This window comes from Acinetobacter sp. GW821-FHT01C12, from assembly GCF_059422625.1.
In genome coordinates this window covers 33211-48762 of sequence record NZ_JBWKXD010000010.1, presented here as the reverse complement: position 1 = coordinate 48762, position 15552 = coordinate 33211, and the positions used below count along the sequence as shown (strand labels likewise).

The following is a 15552-nucleotide window of genomic DNA, read 5'->3' as shown; positions in this document are numbered from 1 at the left end:
TTCAAGTCATTTGAATTGAGGTTTTTTGTGCTCATATTTTTAATGCTCAACCATTGGTCGAAGCAATAGCTATTTGTGATTATCCTGTCTGATCTAATCGGGTGCCTAATGTTTCTAGATGCATTGGAAAGGTATTGGTTTTACGGTCTTCAAAATAATGTCTTAACGTGCGTTCTACACTTGGAAAAGCTAAATCGTTCCAAGGAATCTCATGTTCTTCAAATAAACGACTTTCTATGGTTTCCTCACCAGCACCAAATACACCATCTTTTATTTGTGTTTTAAACAAAACATAAACTTGCCCGATACGTGGAATATTATACATGCAGTAAAGTTGTTCAATTTCAACCTCAGCTTCAGATTCTTCACGTGTTTCGCGTGCTGCACCTTGTTCCATGGTTTCAAAAAGTTCCATATAACCAGCAGGTAAGGTCCATAGTCCATAACGTGGTTCTATTGCACGGCGACATAGTAAAACTTTATTTTCCCAGATCGCCAAAGCGCCACAAATCACTTTAGGGTTAACATAATGTATGGTGCCGCAGTGTGTACAAACTTTACGGATTTTTTGATCACCTAAAGGAATTTTTTCTATGGTTGGATGACCACAAGCACTGCAAAAACTCATAAGCTTCATTAAAAATGTGAGATAACTCAGCATAACTGAAAAATTCTACTTTCGCATCATTTATAGCCTTATCGATAAAATTTCCTATATGATAGAACGAGAACAAAAAAGATAGAGTGAGATCAATGAAGGATGATGAGCTAACCCAAGTATTGCAAAATCGATTACGTTTTGGCAAAAGAACCTATCCGGCCAATGCCGCAGTACTGATTGCAATTACTCAAGAAGCTGATCCTAAAATTTTACTGACGAGACGCTCTGCTTATTTATCAAATCATGCTGGAGAAGTTTCCTTTCCAGGTGGAAAACGTGATCCAAATGATACCAGTAATATTGTTGTGGCTTTGCGAGAAGCATGGGAAGAAACCGCACTCAATCCCTTTGATGTTAAGCTAATTGGTGATTTACCCATGGAACGGGCGAAAAGTGGATTGACAGTAAAACCTGTAGTTGGATTAATTCCTCCAGATATTCAGTTGATTGCTCAGCCGAGTGAAATTGATCGTATATTCTATGCCCCGATTAAAAAAATGATGGAATCACAGCCTATTCCTTATGAGGTGCGTTTGGCACATCAATCGGTGTATTTTCCCAGTCTAAGAATTGAAAACGAAATCATTTGGGGTCTAACCGCCAGAATTCTGATTTCGTTATTTAAATATGGTTTGGATTATCAAAAAAATTGGCCGTTTTTATTGAACTCGCCATCTTTTAAATCACAGATATTCAATAAAAAATAATGCTGAAAAGCTATGATCAAAGCCAATGCTCTTAAAATATTTCAAAGGAATGTAATATCATGATGTATAAATTTAAAGGTTTTGTACCAAAAGCATTACATGCACCTTTTGATGGTTGGATTGCGGATAATGCAACAGTAATTGGACAGGTTGAACTGGGGCAACAAGTCAGTGTTTGGTTTGGTGCAGTCATTCGTGCTGACAATGCCAAAATTCATATTGGGAATTTTAGTAATGTTCAAGAAAATGCCGTTTTACATACAGATACAGGGATTGAATTAACCATTGGTGATTATGTAACCATTGGGCATCAAGCCATGTTGCATGGTTGTACGATAGGCGATAACAGTCTAATTGGTATTAACGCCGTAGTTTTAAATCATGCTGTGATAGGTAAAAATTGTATCATCGGTGCAAATAGTTTGATTCCAGAAGGTAAAATTATTCCCGATAATTCCTTAGTGGTGGGTTCACCGGGTAAAGTCGTGCGAACTTTGGATGAGAATGCGGAGAATTTATTAAAAATGAGTGCTTTGCACTATGCTTCTCATTACAAGAATTTTATTGATTTAGAAGAATTTAAATTTGATTAAAGTCGTGGTTTTAAAATAATCCATAAAAATGCCAAGCACAATGTCTTGGCATTTTTATGGATTATTTTGGTCTAATGGATTTTATCTGACTGGCTTTATCTCTAAGTCCTCGCGCTATTGAAATGAGTGGAGTATCATAGGCAGCATTTTTAACACAGTAAGGTTGTGCATGAAATTGCTGGCATTGGAAACTGCCAATGAGCAGTGTTCCGTTTCGATTGTTGATGAAACTCAAACACTCTATTTTCAACTTGATACGCGAGCAAAAGCACAAACTCAAACCATTTTGCCGATGATTGAGCAAGGTTTTGAGCAAAATCAAATCTCCAGTAAAGACTTGACTGCAATTGCATTTAGCCGTGGGCCGGGTTCATTTAGTGGTGTACGTATCAATGCCGCAGTGACTCAAGCTTTAGCCTGGGCAAATGATATTCCTGTGATTCCAGTTTCAACCTTGCAAGCGTTGGCGCAAGCTGCTTATCAGCAAGCCCAATTGACTGAAGTCACCGCAGTTTTAGATGCACGTATGCAAGAAGTTTATATGGCAAGTTTTAAGCTTGACCCAAATAACATTATGCAACTTGTAGACGAAGAAAAATTATTAGACTATCAACACGCTGCAGAATATCAAAAATATACCTTGATCGGTTCAGGTTCAGCTTTGGTGAATGTAGAGGCAATCGCGTTTCAGCAGATTACTGCTTCTGCCAATGATATCGCCACAATTGCGCGTCAAAATGCACTGCAAAAGCAATGGTTTAGTGCAGAACAAGCTTTACCTGTATATTTACGTGATAATGCATGGAAGAAAATTCCAGAACAAGGTAAACCATAATCGTTTTTCGCTTTAATTTTTAGGATTTCACAATGGATCTTTTACTGCTACTCAAAGCAGCCATTATGGGTATTGTTGAGGGTATTACCGAATTCTTACCTATCTCAAGTACAGGGCATTTAATTCTTGCGTCTGAGCTCATGAATTTCTGGACCAAAGAAAAGAGTGACTTATTTGTTGTTGCTATTCAAATGGGCGCAATCGCTGCGGTGATTTATGAGTATTGGGGCAAGCTTTGGGGCGCAGCAATCGGTCTATTTTCAGGTGAGCCGAAAGGGCGTCATCTTGGAGTCAGTATTATTGCAGCTTCTATTCCAATTATGCTGGTTGGCTTAACCTTTGGTGATATCGTAAAAGAATTGTTGTTTAATGATATTTCTGTGGCGATTGGTTTAATCGTCGGTGGTTTAATCATTTGGTGGGTTGAAAAAAATCCACCAAAAGTCAATGCGGTTGAAGTGGAAAATATCTCGATTAAAGAAGCAATTTATATTGGTTTAATTCAGGTATTGGCGCTTATTCCAGGGACTTCACGTTCAGGTGCAACCATTATTGGTGGCATGATGCTGGGTGTATCGCGTAAGGCTGCAACCGAATTTTCGTTCTTCCTCGGTATACCTGTTATTGTTGGTGCAGGCTTATTAGATCTTTTTAAAAATTACCATATTTATGAAACAACACAAGATTGGACCGTATTCTTTGTGGGGCTAATTGTTTCTTTTGTTTCTGCTTTAATTTTGATCCGTGTTTTGGTGGCTTATGTTTCTAAGCGTGATTTCATGGTCTTTGCTTGGTATCGTATTGCTTCAGGTTTGTTGATTTTATTGTTTGCATTAACAGGTTGGAAATTATGGTAAGCGAAATTCGCTTATTTACTGAATCCACATTTTTTGAGAAAGCACAGTCCTACCAAACTGTGCTTTCTTTACGTGGTGTCGTGGTAAACATTGCAACGATTGAAAAACTCAATGCACGGTTCTTAAGACTGAATCCTGAACTTGCCTTGTGTGTTGATGAACAAGGGTTAAGCCTGTGCGCCAATGGCATGAAAATGCAGCCTGATTGGAAAGCTGAGATCCCTCGTTTAAAACGTGCAACTTTAAAATCTGAAATGATTGCACGAGCATGTAATATTTCAGAAAAACCAAACTTAATTGATGCAACTGCTGGTCTAGGGCATGACGCATTACTGATGGCGCACTTAGGGGCGAAAGTAACCCTGATCGAACGTCATCCAATTTTATTTACCTTATTGGAAGATTCAAAAAAACAATTGGAAAATGATCCGTTTTTAGCCAAAGTTGTTGAGCGTATTGATTTGGTTTTTTCTGATTCAGCTCAATATTTACAACAATTGGTCATCACGCATCAAACTGTCGATGTGGTTTATTTAGATCCGATGTTTCCGCAACGGGATCAAAATCAGCAAGCCATTAAAAAACAGGCGCAAGTGAAAAAGCAAATGCAGCTATTACACATGCTTTTACCTGAAGATGGTGAAATGGATCTAGGCGATCATCTTTTAGTCTTAGCAAGGCAAATTGCCAAGCGAGTTGTGGTAAAACGTCCTAGACTGGCTGTATTTTTAAATGATCTGGCAACCGATCATCAGTGGCAAGGTGATGCTTGTCGTTTTGATGCCTATTTTAACAGCAATCTTATTGAGTAATTTGGTAACTGTTTCAATAATAGTCGAATTATTGATATATAGTTAAATCAAACATTGATAATTTTTTAGCCAAGCCTAAACTAGATAGGCTGATTGAAGCCACTGCCTTAACAGAATCTTTATGATAGATCTTAAACCCTCGATTAACTTTTGGCATGATTTGAAAAGTAACCAACGTGCAGGGATTTGGTTATTCTTAGGTTCGCGAAAGTCTTTACAAATTGTTCGTCCATCGATTCTTCAATTGATTTTTTGGGGACTGTTGGGTGCAGGTGCAAATACACTGTTTAGCTGGTTAGTTGCTGGTGATGGTGGTGTTTTTAATCGGCAAGGTCTTGTCAGCTACGCATTGTGGCCTTTTATTGCCTTGATTGTGGGGATTTTCCTATCACAACGGACCAATAATCCACGTTTGATGTTGGTTCCAGCACTATTATGGTTGGTACTTGATACGCACATCATGTTGTTTCAATGCTTGCTGCAATATTTGGGCAATCAAGATCTGCTGCCTTATTTCACTTATGATGTGATCCCACTGCTGTTTTTTGCTTTGTTTATTTGGCAAAGTCTTGCTGTAGTGTGGGTATTTTCAAGAGAATTACAATGGCCATGGTGGGAACGTGCTTTGATCATGTTTGCGACTGTAGCCACTTTGTTTACTTGGCAGGTTTCGATTAAGGAACAGCCGATTTGGAAAGTAGAAGATGTTCCGCCAAGTATTAGTGAAAGTGCTTTTTATGCACAAAGCCATTTACTCAATAAGGCATTGGAACAGGTTCAGTTTGGTGAGTTTGCTCAAACGCATTGGTACTTTTTAGGTGTTGCTGGTGCAAGTTATCAAGACGTGTTCAAATTTGAAATAGATCGAATTAAAGAACAATTTGATACCCGCTTTGGAACCTTTGGGCGTTCTGTTGAATTGGTCAATAACCCACAGAGCATTAAAGACACTCCTATTGCATCTAAAACCAGTATAGATCTGGCTTTACGCCGTATTGGCCAGCAAATGAATCGCGAAAGTGATGTATTGTTTCTTTATATGACTTCTCATGGCTTGCCTAATCGTTTTGAACTCGAAAATGAACCGATTAATTTGGATGATGTTGATCCAAAATGGTTAAGAGAAACCCTCGATAAATCAGGTATTCGCTGGAAAGTGATCGTAATTTCAGCCTGTTATTCGGGTAGCTTTGTTTCAGCACTCCAATCACCAGACACTTTGATTATTACTGCTTCTGCCGCAGACCGTGCTTCATTTGGTTGTTCAAATGAAGCTGATTATACTTATTTTGGTCGAGCTTTCTTTGATCAGGCAATGCGTGAACAAGGTTCTCTCAAAGCTGCATTTAAAGAAGCGACTGAAACAGTTGCGAAATGGGAAAATGCACAAGGCTTTGATCCATCTGAACCGCAATGGGTGATTGGGAAAAATATGGAAATGATGTTACCGCAGTTGGAACAACATTTATTTCCACAACAAGGCGTTATTACTACTGCGCAAACCCAAAATGTAAAACTGGATACACAACAAAAGCCATAATAAATAACGGCGCTTTAAATGCGAAAGCAAAAGCGCTTTAATTTATATTGAGTTGAATCTGTTGATGTTATAAGACGGTAGCCCTAAACAATTTAAAGATCAAAATGTGGAGCGATGCGCTGATGGAACTTTTAAGTAAAAATATCTGTTTTGATGGTGAACAACGAATTTATCAAATTCAGTCAAATTATTTAAAAGGGGCAACGAAGTTTGCGACATATCTTCCGCCTCAAGCATTAAAAGGGCAGAAATGTCCTGCATTATTCTATTTAGCGGGACTGACCTGTACGGAAGAAACCTTTATTATCAAAGCGCATGCACAGCGCTTAGCATCTCAGCTTGGTCTAATTTTAATCGCACCAGATACATCACCTCGTGGTGAGCAGGTTGCACAAGGCGATTCATGGGATTTGGGGCAGGGTGCAGGATTCTATCTCAATGCAACTCAAGCACCTTGGGCTGAACATTTTCAGATGGAAAGTTATATAGTAGATGAACTTTATCCATTGCTAATAAAAAGTTTACCGATTCAATCTGAAGCTGTGGGAATCTTTGGTCATAGTATGGGCGGGCATGGCGCGTTAACACTGGCTTGGAAATATCCAAATTATTTTAAATCAGTATCAGCTTTTGCCCCGATTTGTGCACCAACAGAATGTCCTTGGGGTGAAAAAGCCTTTTCACACTATTTAGGCACTGATCAGTCTGAATGGGCAAAGCATGATGCGACCCAATTACTGCTTTCTAAAGGTCAGTTATTTGACGAAGTGCTTATCGATCAAGGTATAAAAGATCAGTTTTATAGTCAATTGAACCCTGAGAAATACCAACAAGCCTGTCATAAAGTTGGGCAAAAACTCACATTAAGATTTCATGAAGGTTATGATCACGGTTATTATTTCATTCAAAGTTTTATTGATGACCATTTACAATTTCATGCTTTGCAACTACAAAAATAATTGAATCGTCTAACAAAAACTGAATTTTGAGTAAAAGTAAATCGTTGTTTGCTTTTACTCTATTTCTTTCAGCGCAGAAAAAATATAAACTGCTTTTTGAGGTTTTTTATTTCATATCATTTTAGATTGTCATCAAATAATTTGAATAAAGAGAAGAATATGCAAGAACAAATACCGCCTCCATTTCCGAGTCATTTGAGTTTGGAAAAAGGCGCTACACCACCAGAAATACAGCAGCCCGCAGACCAGCAATATCCTAGAATTCACCGTTTTAAATTTCACGGTGATGCGATGGAATATTTTGGTATATGGATTGTGAATATCTTATTGACCATCATTACCTTAAGTTTGTATGCGCCTTGGGCGAAAGTGCGTCGTTTACGTTATTTTTATGGTAATACTGAATTCTTTAAAAGACGTTTTGACTTTACTGGTATTCCTACCAAAATTTTAGTTGGACGTTTGATTGCATTGGGTATTTATGCCGCCTTTTCAATTTCCTCGCAGTACTCCATGATTGCGACGGTAGTTGGTTTAGTGGTGTTGTATGCAGCAGTACCATGGCTGATTCGGGCAACAATGCGCTTTACTGCAAGAAACAGTAAATTTGGCAACAGTCGGTTTTATTTTGCGGGAACCACAAAAGAATCCTATAAAGTCTTTTTTCTCAGTATCTTAATTTATATTTTTAGTTTAGGGATATTTGCTCCTGTTGCGATCTGGCTGTATAAAAAATACTACATCGATCATTTATATGCAGGGCAGTTGGATTTTAAATTGAATGCAGATTGGTCAACCTATATGGCAGCAGTTTACATTCCAATTTTTATGTCTTTTGGAATTATGCTGGCATTTGGCATTATCTATTTCGGTATTATCGGTTTTATTGCAGGGTATACGCCAAACTTTTTTATCTTTGGTGTCTTTGCGATGTACGCTGTGGCAGGATTGTTTATTTATCCATTGATCGCGGCACGTATTTTTATTACCACATGGAACAATACAACGGTTGGAAGCAGCCAATTTAAAACAGATTGTAATCAATGGCGTTATGCATGGATTGTGGCATCAAATTGGCTGGTTAAAATTCTAAGCATTGGTTTAATGTCTGCATGGGCGGCAATTCGTATTCACAAATATCAAGTTGATTCGATGAGTTTAATTTTGCATGATGATCCAGATCAAATGATGAATCTTGCACAGCAAGAGCAAAGTGCTTTAGCTGAAGAAATTAGTGACATCTTCGACATTGATGTTTCTTTATAATGATATGAGTTGAATAATTTATGTCACGACCAATAGAAGTCATTTTCTATGATGGTGTGGTGTCTAAACCACACCATGCCCAACTTTCCGCTCAATCTGAGTCCGAGGTATTGATTCAGTATGGTGAACGTTTAGAACATCAACGCCGTTATGCATATCGCGATATGGAATTAATTGGCGCACTGGGGCAATTAAATCCTGCGATTGAGCTTAAAGATGACGCTAGGATTGAGTTTCAGGGGGCTTTACCAGAATGGTTTAATTTTGGGACTAAAAATGTTCAGCATTCGATTTGGAAATTAGAACGTTCTCCAAGTTTAATTGTATTCAGTATCATCTTTGTGGTGGCTTTTGTTTTTGCTTTGGTGAAATGGGGTGTTCCAGCAGCATCACATTATGTTGCTTTTCAGCTGCCTGAAAATAGTTTGAATAAATTAGGTGATGAAGCGGAAAAATATGTATTGAACAATTGGACTAATCCTAGTCATTTGGCACAAGGTCAAAAAGATCAAATTTCTAAGCAATATCTAAGTACCATCGCTGAAGGAAAACCCGCAAAATTGGTCTTTCGTGAAGGTGGGCGATTGGGGGCCAATGCAGTGGCTTTACCCAACAATACGATCATTGTTACCGATGAGCTGATTGAAATGGCGCATAGTGACCAAGAGATTTTAGGTGTATTGGCACATGAGCAAGGACATTTGGTGGAACGGCATAGCTTACAACAAGGCTTAACCAGTTTGGGGTTGAGTGTGTTGTATATTGCCATGACGGGAGACAGCTCAGACCTATTGACCTCGTTACCTGCCGCGATGATTGGTGCGAATTATTCACGCAAATTTGAAGCTGAAGCGGATATGTATGCGCTGAAATTGATGGATCGTAAAGGCATTGAAGTGTCTCATTTTGCGAATTTCTTACAACGCTTAAGTGATGAAACTGCACTGGAAGAAAAACCAAAGCAAGCGGGCAAAACGGCTGAAGCTGATAAAAAAGCTGACCCAAATAAAAAACAACCTCAAAATGAGTCTAGTGAAAAAGAGAGCTCTTTAGAGATTTTTGATGCCTTGTCTTCACATCCTGCAACTGAAGAACGCGTTAAAATGGTTCGCGATTTTGAGAAAAAACAACAGGCTAAATCTTAAACAGTGTAGATAAGCGATGTTTATCTATAGATTGTGCAAGGTGGCGGTGACTGGATCTAGGGCTTAATGAAGCCCTTTATTTTTTGTATTTTTCTCAAAAGATCAGACCACTCTTTAAAACCCATATCATCAAGTAAGAGACAGCCGCTGATTCAACCAGATTGATTGTTATGACCTGATAAATGACCTAGATAAGTAAACAAGATAAGTAAAACTGTTGCTTTTTAAAACAACCCTGTAGGCTAAGTTTGTTATAATGGGAAAAATTTTTATCTTTGCCAGGTTGTTTCATGTCCAAGCCATATCTGATTGCACCTTCAATTTTATCTGCTGATTTTGCCCGTCTGGGTGAAGATGTGGAAAATGTATTGGCAGCTGGTGCAGATGTTGTCCACTTTGATGTCATGGATAACCACTATGTGCCAAACCTAACTTTTGGTGCGGGTATATGTAAGGCATTAAAGAAATATGGGATCAAAGCTCCGATTGATGTGCATCTTATGGTTTCACCTGTTGATCGTATGATTGGTGATTTCTTAGAAGCAGGCGCAGATATTATTACTTTTCATCCTGAAGCAACGCATCATATCGACCGTTCATTACAATTGATTAAAGATGGTGGTGCTAAAGCAGGTTTGGTGTTTAATCCAGCAACACCTTTGCATTATCTCGACTATGTTTTAGATAAAGTAGATCAAGTGCTTTTAATGAGTGTAAACCCTGGCTTTGGCGGTCAAAAATTTATTCCTACCACTTTGGATAAATTACGTGAGGCGCGTAAAATTATTGATGCTTCAGGTCGTGACATTCGTTTAGAAATTGATGGCGGTGTTGGCCCAGCAAATATCCGTGAAATTGCTGAAGCAGGAGCTGATATGTTTGTTGCCGGTTCGGCGATTTTTAGTAAGCCTGATTATCAAGCTGTGATTAATGAAATGCGCGCTGAGTTAGCAAAAGTGGGACAAGTTTCGGCTTAAACTTTTCCACACATGTATTGTGTGAATTGTGGATAACTTTGATGATAACTATATGGATAACCATGTTGATAAGCATATGGATAAGCTGGGTATAGATTAATCAAAGTGTGATCAATCGTTTATCATACATGCAATTTCTGTTTAAAAAGAGCCCAAACGGGCTCTTTTGTTATAAGAATCATCCGCTATTCATCGATTTAATTATTCATTTTTTATTCAAAGTGCAGTTGATGCAAAATTATTCAGTGGTATTGGTAATCTTTCCACGTGATATTTGCCAAACTCATCATTATTGGCTATGCTCTTAGCTTCATCATGGATTAAAACATAGGTTTTAGTTTTGTTTAGACAACTGCACAAACAGCTTTGGTTTGTTTGTCTTATGGTTTTTGCCATAGGGTGGAGCAGTGTGTCTATTGCATCTGTAAATGTAATGCAACATGAGCAAATGATGAATTCATCACTTTTAGATGAACATCAATCGATGATGAAAAATAGTGTTGTACAAGAAATGAAACAGCACTGTGTCGATATACAACAAAAACAAAATGATCAAAACTCGCATCTCAATCATGAGCAACAGCTACAAAATCTAAAAGATTGCCATAACCAACAGGTTCAATCTCAAGATACGCAGCAGAGCAAATGCCCAGATTGTGCTGCATTCTCATGCCAATCTTCAGTGGTTTGGTTCAATCCTGATATTCCCAAATTGATTGCACCCGATCATCTGCACAATACTCAAGCCTATCAAATCAATTACCAAGCTCAGCACCTCGCAGGGCATTGGCAAGAAATCCTACGCCCTCCAAAAGCTTAATCTGATTTTAGACACTTTTTTATTCAAAATTGTTTGTTAAAATTTAGGTTAAGTTATGTTTATTCAGTTATCTCAAAAGCGATTAGCTCAAAGCTTGATTGCGACATTGTGCTTGGTCTCCTCAACTTGGGGAATTGCCGCAATCAAAGAATATCAACTCAGCATTGATGAAGGAATTGTCAATGTAACAGGTAAACCCGTAAAACGAATTACTGTAAATGGCCAGTTCCCCGCACCACTTTTAGAATTTGAAGAAGGTGATGAAGCTGTGATTCGAGTGAAAAATAATTTAAAGAATCAGGATTCATCGATCCATTGGCATGGTCTATTATTGCCCGGCATTATGGATGGTGTACCTGGCTTTAATGGATATAACGGGATCAAACCCAACGAAGAATTTGTCTATAAGTTCAAAGTTCGTCAGAGTGGAACCTATTGGTATCATGCCCATTCGAAAGGCCAAGAGCAGGATGGTTTATATGGTTCTTTAGTGATTTATGCAAAGGATAAAAAACCGCTGGCAGCGCATGAACGCACAGATCGTGATTATGTGGTGATGTTGTCGGATTTTCATGAGCAAACCAGTGACCAGATTCAAAAAAATCTAAAGGTTTCCGCAGAATATTATCAGAATCGACGTGAAACACTAGGGGATGTTTGGAAACAGTTACAACGTGATGGTCTAAAAGCAACGTGGTCTGATCGCAAAATGTGGAATCAGATGCGTATGCTAAAAACAGATATGTCTGATGTGACGGGTTATACCTTTCTTGTAAACGGAAAAACCCCTGAACAAAATTGGACAGGTCTGTTTAAGCCAAATGAAAAAGTTCGACTGCGCTTTGTGAATGCATCAGCAATGTCGTTCTTTGATGTACGTATCCCTCAGCTAAAAATGACAGTGGTCAGTGCCGATGGACAGCCTGTAAAGCCAGTGAATGTGGATGAGTTTCGTATTGGTACAGCTGAAACCTATGATGTAATTGTTGAACCAAAAACCAGTCATTATCAGATTGAAGCAGAGTCTATTGATCGTTCAGGATTTGCGATTGGAACACTTCATAATGAATTAACAGCAAAAAGTGCTGCTATTCATATGCCTGCTGCTCGTCCACGTGCTGTGCTGACTATGGAAGATATGGGAGGTCATGGTGGCGGAGGGATGGATCACTCTAAGATGAGTATGGGTGATATGTCAGGTATGGATCATTCAAAAATGAATGCCAACGATATGCAAGGCATGGATCATTCAAAAATGAATGCTGACGATATGCATGGTATGGACCATTCAAAAATGAATGCGAGAGATATGCAGGGTATGGATCATTCAAAAATGAATGCCAACGATATGCAAGGCATGGATCATTCACAGCATCGCAATTCATCGGCAGCGCAAAAAAATGATCAAGTGGTTTATGGTTGGGCAAATGCCTCGACACCGCAAGGAGATAAAGCACTGCAATACAGTGATTTAAAATCACTAACCCCACAACCCGATACTCGGGATGCCACCAGTGAATTGGTGATTCGTTTAGGTGGAACCATGGAACGCTACGTTTGGACGATTAATGGAAAAAAATTCAGTGATGCTGAACCACTCAAAGTGAAATATGGCGAACGTATCCGAATTAAATTTATCAATGACAGTATGATGGCGCATCCAATGCATTTACACGGCATGTTTATGCAATTGGAAAATGGTCAGCCTGCTGTGGATATGCCTAATAAACACACCATTGTTGTTCCACCTGCAAAAACAGTTACAGCATTATTAACCGCTGATGAATTGGGTGAATGGGCAATCCATTGTCATTTGCTCTACCACATGAGTGCCGGGATGATGAATAAATTGATTGTTGCCAATGTGAGTGATGGCAAAGTGTCCACCCAGCCAGTTCAAACAACAAATACTACTCAAAAGGCTGAAGTGAAAGGAGACGAACATGCAAATCATTAATCTTTTTTCTAAATCAGTTCTGGCAAGTTCATTACTTATGCTGAGTGGTTTGGCTTTGGCCCATGAAGGGCATCAGATGCAAAATGATGTGAGTATTGCGACAGACTCCGCTGTCGTGACTGATCATTCAAGCATGGATCATTCAAAAATGAATCAGTTGGATGAGAAAAGCAATGCTGTAGATCATACACAGCATCAAGCGATTACAACCACTACGGGAGAGGAGAGCATAGCTTCGCATAGTACCCATGATCATCGTAAAGAACATGGTGCACAGGTTTATCAGCGAGTGACTATTGATAATGCTTGGATGCTGGATGAAGATGGAAAAGGTACTTTAGATTCATCTTTAGAGTTACGCATAGGTACTGATGAAAATAAGTTATTCATTAAAGGGAACTCCAGTAAGGCTGAATCAGACAAAATAGAATATGATCTAAGTGCTCTCTATAGCCGTAACATTGCTGATTTTTGGGATGTACAGGCGGGTGTGCGTTACAGTGATAATCCTGAACGAACCACTGATCAGGAACGTATAGATGCGGCTTTGGGTTTACACGGCTTGGCGCAGTACTTTTTTGAAACAGATGCTTATCTGTATTTCGGACAGGACAGTCGGGTTGCATTTAGCCTAGAAACTGAACGTGATTTACTACTGACACAAAAGCTGATTTTAAAGCCTTATTTAGATTTAAATGTGGTCTTTAGCGATGATTCACGTTATGCCCAAAAAACAGGGCTAAACAGTATTAAAACAGGTTTAGAAACCCGTTATGAAATCACAAAAAAGGTGATGCCTTATGTAAGTGTGGCCTATGCATATTCTAAAGGTAACAAAGAGACCGCATGGCAAACTGCAACCGACTCCGAATCAGGTTGGTTATATGGTGCAGGTCTGCGTTTTAGATTCTAAGCTTTCGTTTTTCATATAAAGCAAAAGGTCACTTCTTTGGGAGTGACCTTTTACGTTTCTGCAATGCCAGCAACACGTTCAAGCTGGTTATTTACAAATTTAAATTCCATTCCATGCTCTGTATCTAAATCATAGTGAATAGAGAGGGTTAAGGTATTGGGTGCACTCACACGCAAATTTAACATGGTCTGTATATAAGGATTATGAGATTCCACATCCTGAATATTCAATGCAGCCTCACCTGATTTTTCTGGGTTTTCATAATAATGTGCATAAAGCTTTTGATAGCGTTCAAAAGCATGTTGCTGAATGGTCTGAATATGTTGTTCAATACTGTTGATAAATAATTGGTAGGTTTTCGCAAAAGCGTTGAGTTGATCTAGATTGGGCGCTTCTTCGATTTCATCGCCATCTTCATCAAACTCTTCCCCTAAGAAAATCTCCCGATCAGCATTTTGATTAAAAAAACAATGTGAAAAAAATGTTTCTGAACTAAACCCAGCCCAGCTTGGGTGGATATCACCCCAATAATCATGTTTCATGGTTTTGATCCCTGATTTTTATATTTAGCATGCTTGATCATAAAGTAAGCCTCATAAAAAAAATTATTCGAAATGTAAAAAAGGTCAAATTTTGTAAATTTTAATAAATTCCTCAACATGAGTTGATATAATTAGGCTTCTTCAGGAGGAACGACCTCCCTCAATTTGAGAAAAATCGTCAGGACGGCCTGATTCTAATTTAAATTTGGAGATGGTCATGGCTTGGGTTTTTCTTATTTTTGCAGGTATCTTTGAAATCGTTTGGGCATATAGCATGAAATTGTCCGAAGGTTTTACAAAGCTTACACCAAGTATTGTCACCTTATTTTTCATGATTTTAAGCTTTGGTCTATTGGCATATGCGATGCGTACTTTGCCATTGGGAACTGCTTATACCATTTGGACAGGGATTGGAGCGATAGGCTCATTCTTGGTTGGTATTTTTATTTTGGGTGAACCTGCAACAGCAATGCGTATGTTCGCTGCTGTACTGATTGTTTCTGGCTTAGTTTTAATGAAACTTTCTTCGTCTTAATTTATTGAAATGTTTAAGTGCTATTTCTGTAGGAGATAGCACTTTTTTTATGTGTAGTTCATGGTGTAATCAATAGTGGAAACACCCAATAGAAAATGGTGAATGTGTAATGGCATGGGTTTTATTGGCAGTTGCGGGTGTGTTTGAGGTGGTTTGGGCATATTTTATGAAGGTGTCTGACGGGTTTACCAAGCTGACACCGAGTATCTTGACCATCATCTTTATGATTGCAAGTTTTGCATTACTTTCTTATGCAATGAAAACATTACCACTTGGTACTGCTTATACAGTGTGGACGGGGATTGGTGCGATTGGTTCTTTTGCCGTCGGAATTTTCTTTTTAGGTGAAGCAGCCTCAGCGATGCGGATGTTGGCTGCTGTATTGATTATTTCAGGTCTTATTTTGATGAAATTATCTTCAAGCTAAGTTAAG

General features: G+C 38.6%; 17 protein-coding genes. 15 read left to right on the top strand and 2 right to left on the bottom strand.

The features are described 5' to 3' along the window. Nucleotides 1-79: 79 nt before the first annotated feature. On the bottom strand, nucleotides 80-628 hold the full coding sequence (locus tag AC07WY_RS17770; RefSeq protein ID WP_034613876.1) for an NUDIX hydrolase: 549 nt from the start codon (nucleotides 626-628) through the stop codon (nucleotides 80-82). A 125-nt stretch (nucleotides 629-753) separates the two neighbouring features. Between AC07WY_RS17770 and AC07WY_RS17765 the strand changes: the two genes are divergently transcribed. The 13 genes from AC07WY_RS17765 to AC07WY_RS17705 all read left to right on the top strand — a co-directional run bounded on the left by AC07WY_RS17765 (nucleotide 754) and on the right by AC07WY_RS17705 (nucleotide 14042). After that, nucleotides 754-1368: a CoA pyrophosphatase gene (locus AC07WY_RS17765; protein WP_004817626.1), complete on the top strand. Its 615-nt coding sequence runs from the start codon at nucleotides 754-756 to the stop codon at nucleotides 1366-1368. A gap of 59 nt (nucleotides 1369-1427) precedes the next feature. Beyond that, on the top strand, nucleotides 1428-1961 hold the full coding sequence (locus AC07WY_RS17760; RefSeq protein ID WP_494736853.1) for a gamma carbonic anhydrase family protein: 534 nt from the start codon (nucleotides 1428-1430) through the stop codon (nucleotides 1959-1961). 169 nt (nucleotides 1962-2130) lie between these two features. Beyond that, on the top strand, nucleotides 2131-2796 hold the full coding sequence (gene tsaB, locus AC07WY_RS17755; RefSeq protein WP_494736852.1) for a tRNA (adenosine(37)-N6)-threonylcarbamoyltransferase complex dimerization subunit type 1 TsaB: 666 nt from the start codon (nucleotides 2131-2133) through the stop codon (nucleotides 2794-2796). A gap of 32 nt (nucleotides 2797-2828) precedes the next feature. Continuing rightward, nucleotides 2829-3653: an undecaprenyl-diphosphate phosphatase gene (locus AC07WY_RS17750; protein WP_004817618.1), complete on the top strand. Its 825-nt coding sequence runs from the start codon at nucleotides 2829-2831 to the stop codon at nucleotides 3651-3653. Continuing rightward, a complete protein-coding gene (locus AC07WY_RS17745) occupies nucleotides 3647-4465 on the top strand; it encodes a class I SAM-dependent methyltransferase (protein WP_494736851.1) in 819 nt (272 codons plus the stop codon). Before AC07WY_RS17750 ends, AC07WY_RS17745 begins: the two co-directional genes overlap by 7 nt. A 121-nt stretch (nucleotides 4466-4586) precedes the next feature. Continuing rightward, nucleotides 4587-6005: a C13 family peptidase gene (locus tag AC07WY_RS17740; protein ID WP_151956456.1), complete on the top strand. Its 1419-nt coding sequence runs from the start codon at nucleotides 4587-4589 to the stop codon at nucleotides 6003-6005. 122 nt (nucleotides 6006-6127) lie between these two features. Further along, nucleotides 6128-6964, top strand: coding sequence for an S-formylglutathione hydrolase (gene fghA / locus AC07WY_RS17735; protein ID WP_494736850.1), 837 nt, complete (start codon nucleotides 6128-6130; stop codon nucleotides 6962-6964). A 159-nt stretch (nucleotides 6965-7123) separates the two neighbouring features. After that, the gene (locus tag AC07WY_RS17730; protein ID WP_494736849.1) at nucleotides 7124-8230 is read left to right on the top strand and encodes a YjgN family protein; all 1107 of its coding nucleotides are present in this window, start codon (nucleotides 7124-7126) and stop codon (nucleotides 8228-8230) included. Nucleotides 8231-8250: 20 nt separating this feature from the next. Then, nucleotides 8251-9375, top strand: coding sequence for a M48 family metallopeptidase (locus AC07WY_RS17725; protein ID WP_262086822.1), 1125 nt, complete (start codon nucleotides 8251-8253; stop codon nucleotides 9373-9375). Nucleotides 9376-9665: 290 nt separating this feature from the next. Then, the gene (gene rpe / locus AC07WY_RS17720; protein ID WP_034613857.1) at nucleotides 9666-10352 is read left to right on the top strand and encodes a ribulose-phosphate 3-epimerase; all 687 of its coding nucleotides are present in this window, start codon (nucleotides 9666-9668) and stop codon (nucleotides 10350-10352) included. Nucleotides 10353-10761: 409 nt separating this feature from the next. After that, nucleotides 10762-11172, top strand: coding sequence for a hypothetical protein (locus tag AC07WY_RS17715; RefSeq protein WP_494736848.1), 411 nt, complete (start codon nucleotides 10762-10764; stop codon nucleotides 11170-11172). Between the two features lie 55 nt (nucleotides 11173-11227). After that, complete coding sequence (locus AC07WY_RS17710) at nucleotides 11228-13129, top strand: copper resistance system multicopper oxidase (RefSeq protein WP_494736847.1); 1902 nt, start codon at nucleotides 11228-11230, stop codon at nucleotides 13127-13129. After that, nucleotides 13116-14042: a copper resistance protein B gene (locus AC07WY_RS17705; protein ID WP_262086819.1), complete on the top strand. Its 927-nt coding sequence runs from the start codon at nucleotides 13116-13118 to the stop codon at nucleotides 14040-14042. Before AC07WY_RS17710 ends, AC07WY_RS17705 begins: the two co-directional genes overlap by 14 nt. A gap of 50 nt (nucleotides 14043-14092) precedes the next feature. Here AC07WY_RS17705 and AC07WY_RS17700 read toward each other — a convergent pair whose 3' ends face one another. Then, nucleotides 14093-14584, bottom strand: a complete 492-nt coding sequence (locus AC07WY_RS17700; protein WP_151801565.1) for a DUF6985 domain-containing protein — start codon at nucleotides 14582-14584, stop codon at nucleotides 14093-14095. A gap of 217 nt (nucleotides 14585-14801) precedes the next feature. Here AC07WY_RS17700 and AC07WY_RS17695 point away from each other — a divergent pair, with 217 nt between their 5' ends. Together AC07WY_RS17695 and AC07WY_RS17690 are read left to right on the top strand one after the other, a co-directional pair. Then, nucleotides 14802-15119 carry a DMT family transporter gene (locus AC07WY_RS17695; RefSeq protein ID WP_004723678.1) on the top strand — a complete coding sequence of 106 codons (318 nt, stop codon included), beginning with the start codon at nucleotides 14802-14804 and terminating at the stop codon, nucleotides 15117-15119. A 109-nt stretch (nucleotides 15120-15228) separates the two neighbouring features. Then, a complete protein-coding gene (locus AC07WY_RS17690; protein ID WP_004723676.1) occupies nucleotides 15229-15546 on the top strand; it encodes a DMT family transporter in 318 nt (105 codons plus the stop codon). The last annotated feature ends 6 nt before the right edge of the window (nucleotides 15547-15552 follow it).